Here is a 4,263-nt window from a genome sequence, read left to right as displayed (position 1 = left end):
AATGTAGACGCAGACTGGGTGATGTGCGGGATGTGGCTTACCGTTCTGCTCCTTCCTGCTGAAACTCTAAAGTCCAGTCAACCAATCCTCTGTTACACCAGCAGTGCCACCGCCAATGCGCAATTAAATATTCGTGGCAATAGTGGGACAACACTGTCCAGTTTGTTGTCCGTAGGACAAAGCATCACAGTTGCCTTTGGTTGTACCAATGGCGCAACGGCAAAATATGTCACAGGGATCCAAATCGACGGGTCAAGCAGCAACGTGCTTGTAAAATGGCAAGGCGGATCCGCACCCTCCTTTGGCAATGCCAACAGTGAGGATTGGTATATTGCGCGTATCGAAAAAACAAGCACGGGCACCACTCCGCATTCATTCGTTGTTTATGCCTCACAAACGAGGTTTTCATGATGAACAAGTCAAATATTCTATCGATTTTGACTGTTTGTGCCGGATTCTCGTTTGGCTGGTGTCTGGATACTGGTGAAACTGTTGTTATGGAAGAAAATGGGCTACAGCAAGACAATCTGTTGTTGTTTGCCGGCCCAGTTATCTCTGCCGTTGAAATGGGTACTGTTGGATTTGGCCATTTTGCATTTATTGTTCATCCAAGTCAGGTAGAGGTTGTTGTTGTCGGCGGAGGAGGCGGAGGCGGAGGAAGACAGGGTGGTGGTGGCGGTGCTGGGGGATACCAATTTGATTCTGCATTGCTGGTCAATAGTGGTGTCAATTACACGGTGACCATTGGTGCAGGAGGGCCTGGGGGGGCAGCAGAGGGATCGAATCATGGATATAATGGAAACAGTTCCAGTTTTTCATCCATAGCATCTGCTGGAGGTGGTGGTGGAGGAAGCGGATATTCCACACCACGCACAGGTATCAATGGCAGCTCAGGTGGCGGTGGCTCTGGGTCATCGGCAAGCCCGCAAGCTGGTGGCATCGGTAATACTCCGTCAACCACTCCAAGCCAAGGCAATAACGGTGGTGCCGGAGGAGCCTCTGTGTGTGGTGGTGGTGGCGGTAGTGGCAGTGCAGGAGAAAACAGTATTTCCGGTTCACGCAGCGGGAATGGTGGCAATGGAACAAGCAACTCCATTACAGGCTCTGCCATCGTTTATGCTGGTGGTGGTGGCGGCGGATCTTCCGCTGGAAAACAAGATGGCAATGGACAAGGTGGTGGCGGTAATGGTGGCAGGCCGGCTGGTAACGGCAATCCCAACACAGGAGGAGGTGGTGGTGGTGGTGGAGAGACGACAAGCGGCTATGCAGGGGGTACTGGAGGATCTGGGATAGTGGTGATTGCCTATCTCAGCAAATATGCTCCCTTGTCCTATATCGGTGCCGGATTGACCTATACACTCGACACCGCGAACCGACCGGGCTATCTGGTCTATAAATTCACTGCTGGTACAGACTCTATCAGGTGGTAATATGGCACACTATGCTTTTCTGGATGCAAACAACATTGTCACCTCAGTCATCCCTGGGAAAGATGACCCGGGGATGGAAGAATATTACTCGGCAATGAGAGGGCAAAGATGTGTGCGGACATCCTATAACACATATGGCGGGCAGCATTTGTTAGGTGGTACGCCCTTGCGCAAAAATTTTGCCGGAATTGGCTACCAGTATGATGCCGCACGCGATGCTTTTATTCCACCGCAACCCTATCCCTCCTGGATATTGGCCGAAGAGAGCTGCTTGTGGATGGCTCCCCTGCCCAAGCCAGAGGATGGCACACCATGGTATTGGGATGAGTTGAGCCGGAGTTGGCAGCAACAGCCCTCTGCACCCAATCAGTAGAATATATGGGCAGGATAACCGGGAGTGTCTGTTGCAAAAGCAAGGATACTGGACCTGATGCTGATCCACGCCCATAATAGTCAGGGCTGATGGGCGTGGGTTTTATTGACTTAGGGTAACTATTCAGGTTCGTGCTGGCTCGCCAGCTCTACCCCCATGGGGATGCTGTGGGCATTGGCGCAAAATATGCGCGCCAATGCCCACAGCTTGCTGCCATTAGGCGCTTAAGCCGACGCAAAGAGCGCGTCGGCTTAGTTTGAAAAGCGCGCCAAAGGCAAAAGATTAAAAGCAAAATCCCAGGGATTCCATCCCTGGACCCGGCCAGGGAGGTGCCCTCCCTGGACCCGCAACAGTTTTAGGTGGTGAATAGTTACGACTTCAGAAGGTAAAGCAATGCGTATCATTTTGGCTGAACCCCGTGGTTTTTGTGCTGGTGTAGACCGGGCAATTGCCATTGTGGAAAGTGCGCTGGCAAAGTTTGCCCCGCCGATTTATGTACGCCATGAAATTGTCCATAACCGTTGGGTAGTGGATGCACTACGGCGCAAGGGAGCAATTTTTGTGCAGGAACTGCCTCAGGTACCGGAAGAGGCGACTGTCATCTTTTCCGCGCATGGCGTGGCCAAGGAGGTGGAAGAAGAGGCACGGCGACGCAATTTACGGGTATTGGATGCCACCTGTCCTTTGGTAGGCAAGGTCCATCGGGCCGCGGATCGTTTGGATCGCAGCGGACATCGTTTGATATTGATTGGTCATCCTGGTCATCCTGAAGTGGTAGGCACCCTGGGACAACTGCCCGAAGGCGAAATTGAGTTGGTCTCCAAAGTGGAAGATGTATTGCGTTTACCGAAACAAACTGAAAAAAATTCGGACAGCCGGATTGCCTATATTACCCAAACGACCCTCTCTTTGGATGAGACGGCAGGAATTGTTGCCGCCTTGCAGGAGCGATTTCCAGAAATTATCGGCCCGGCCCGGGAGGATATTTGCTATGCCACCCAAAACCGCCAGAATGCGGTCAAAGCCTTGGCACAGTGTTGTGAGCTGATTCTGGTTTTGGGTGCGCCAAACAGCAGTAACTCTAACAGGTTGAAGGAGGTTGCGCTGCGGGCGGGCGTGACGGCGCACCTGATTGAGTCGGCCCATGATATCGATCCGCAATGGTTGCACAATCTGCAGGCCCTCGGCATTACCGCTGGCGCTTCCGCTCCTGAGATATTGGTGGATGAGTTGTTGACAGCGCTCACTACCCCTGGTGATCGGCTCTACTGCGCCGATGCTGAAGCGGTAGAGCTGTTGTCGATCACAAAGGAAAATCTGGTTTTTTCCTTGCCGGAGGCTCTGCGCAATTGACTGGCAAAGTCACTGCTCTTCCAGCCTTTTTTTGGCACGAGGATGGGCATCGTCGTAGACACGCAGCAAGCGGGCCTGATCCAGATGGGTATAGCGTTGGGTCGTCGAGAGTGACGCATGGCCCAGCATCTCCTGGATGGCGCGCAAATCGGCACCAGCTTGCAGAAGATGGGTGGCAAAGGCATGACGCAGAGCGTGGGGTGTGGTTTTTTCGGATAGTGCCAACCAGCGCCGTCGTTGTTGCATCAAGCGTTGTACCTGGCGGGGATTGAGGCGATTATCGCCCTCTCCCTGCCTGACCCCAACAAAAAGCGGTCCATTGACGGAGTGGTCTGCAAGAGCCTGATCACGCAGTTGCAGATAGTGGCGGATGGCCTGGATGGAGGCTGTGCCCAAGGGGACAATGCGCTCTTTATCGCCTTTGCCGACCACTCTGGCCTCCCGACCGCTGAGATCAAGATCCAAGCGATTTAATTGACACAACTCACTGACCCGCAAGCCGGATCCGTAGAGCAGTTCCAGGATGGCCCGATCACGCGCTTGTACCCACTCCGCGGCGGGGGATATGCTGTTGCTTGGGGGTGGGGATTCGAGCAAACGCACTGTATCCTCTTCGCTGGGGGCACGCGGCAGACGAATGCCCAGCTTGGGGGTAGTGACCCATTTGGCTGGATTGTGTGGCAGTTGTCCCGAAACTTCCAGAAAATGAAACCAGGAACGCAAGGCGGCAATACGCCGTTGCAAGGTGGCCCGCGCCAATTTTTCCCGATGGCCATGGGCCAGATAGGCGCGCATATCGACTGGACGCAGTTGTGTCAGTTGCTCCATGGTCAGGAGTGTACCCTTGTGTTTTTGCCAAAACTCCATAAAACTTGTTAAATCATGCAAGTAGGCGTTTACTGTACGGGTTGCGAGTCGCTGTTCCGAGCGCAAATGGCGTAAGAATGGTTCCAACAATGGATAAAGGGATGGTTCGGACATAAGCGGACTCACAAGGTGGGAGTACAAAAATCTGCATAACTATTCACCGCCCAAAACAACTGCGGGTCCAGGGAGGGCACCTCCCTGGCCGGGTCCAGGGATGGAATCCCTGGGATTTTGTTTTTA

The 4,263-nt window shown here is 53.4% G+C and carries 5 protein-coding genes and 1 pseudogene; 5 read left to right on the top strand and 1 reads right to left on the bottom strand.

Annotation, left to right across the window (positions count from 1 at the left end):
* From EJP87_RS18650 to ispH, 5 genes and pseudogenes are all read left to right on the top strand, one after another.
* Positions 1–411: hypothetical protein (locus tag EJP87_RS18650; RefSeq protein ID WP_227657654.1), on the top strand; the 411-nt coding region annotated here is incomplete at its 5' end.
* Positions 408–1,247: pseudogene (locus tag EJP87_RS19080) on the top strand (glycine-rich domain-containing protein); the annotation flags it as partial. The gene EJP87_RS18650 and the pseudogene EJP87_RS19080, both read left to right, overlap by 4 nt.
* Positions 1,248–1,295: 48 nt before the next feature.
* Positions 1,296–1,430, top strand: a complete 135-nt coding sequence (locus tag EJP87_RS18865; protein WP_265332131.1) for a hypothetical protein — start codon at positions 1,296–1,298, stop codon at positions 1,428–1,430.
* A gap of 166 nt (positions 1,431–1,596) precedes the next feature.
* Positions 1,597–1,803 carry a hypothetical protein gene (locus tag EJP87_RS14205; protein WP_130472523.1) on the top strand — a complete coding sequence of 69 codons (207 nt, stop codon included), beginning with the start codon at positions 1,597–1,599 and terminating at the stop codon, positions 1,801–1,803.
* A gap of 393 nt (positions 1,804–2,196) precedes the next feature.
* Entirely contained in the window at positions 2,197–3,156 is a 960-nt protein-coding gene (ispH, locus tag EJP87_RS14200; protein WP_130472522.1) for a 4-hydroxy-3-methylbut-2-enyl diphosphate reductase, read from the top strand.
* Positions 3,157–3,165: 9 nt separating this feature from the next.
* Here the strand turns inward: ispH and EJP87_RS14195 are convergent, their stop codons facing one another.
* Complete coding sequence (locus EJP87_RS14195; RefSeq protein WP_130472521.1) at positions 3,166–4,137, bottom strand: tyrosine recombinase XerC; 972 nt, start codon at positions 4,135–4,137, stop codon at positions 3,166–3,168.
* Between the last annotated feature and the right edge of the window lie 126 nt (positions 4,138–4,263).

Source organism: Candidatus Magnetaquicoccus inordinatus, from assembly GCF_004217665.1.
GTDB lineage: Bacteria > Pseudomonadota > Magnetococcia > Magnetococcales > Magnetaquicoccaceae > Magnetaquicoccus > Magnetaquicoccus inordinatus.
This window is presented reverse-complemented; position numbering and strand designations above follow the sequence as displayed.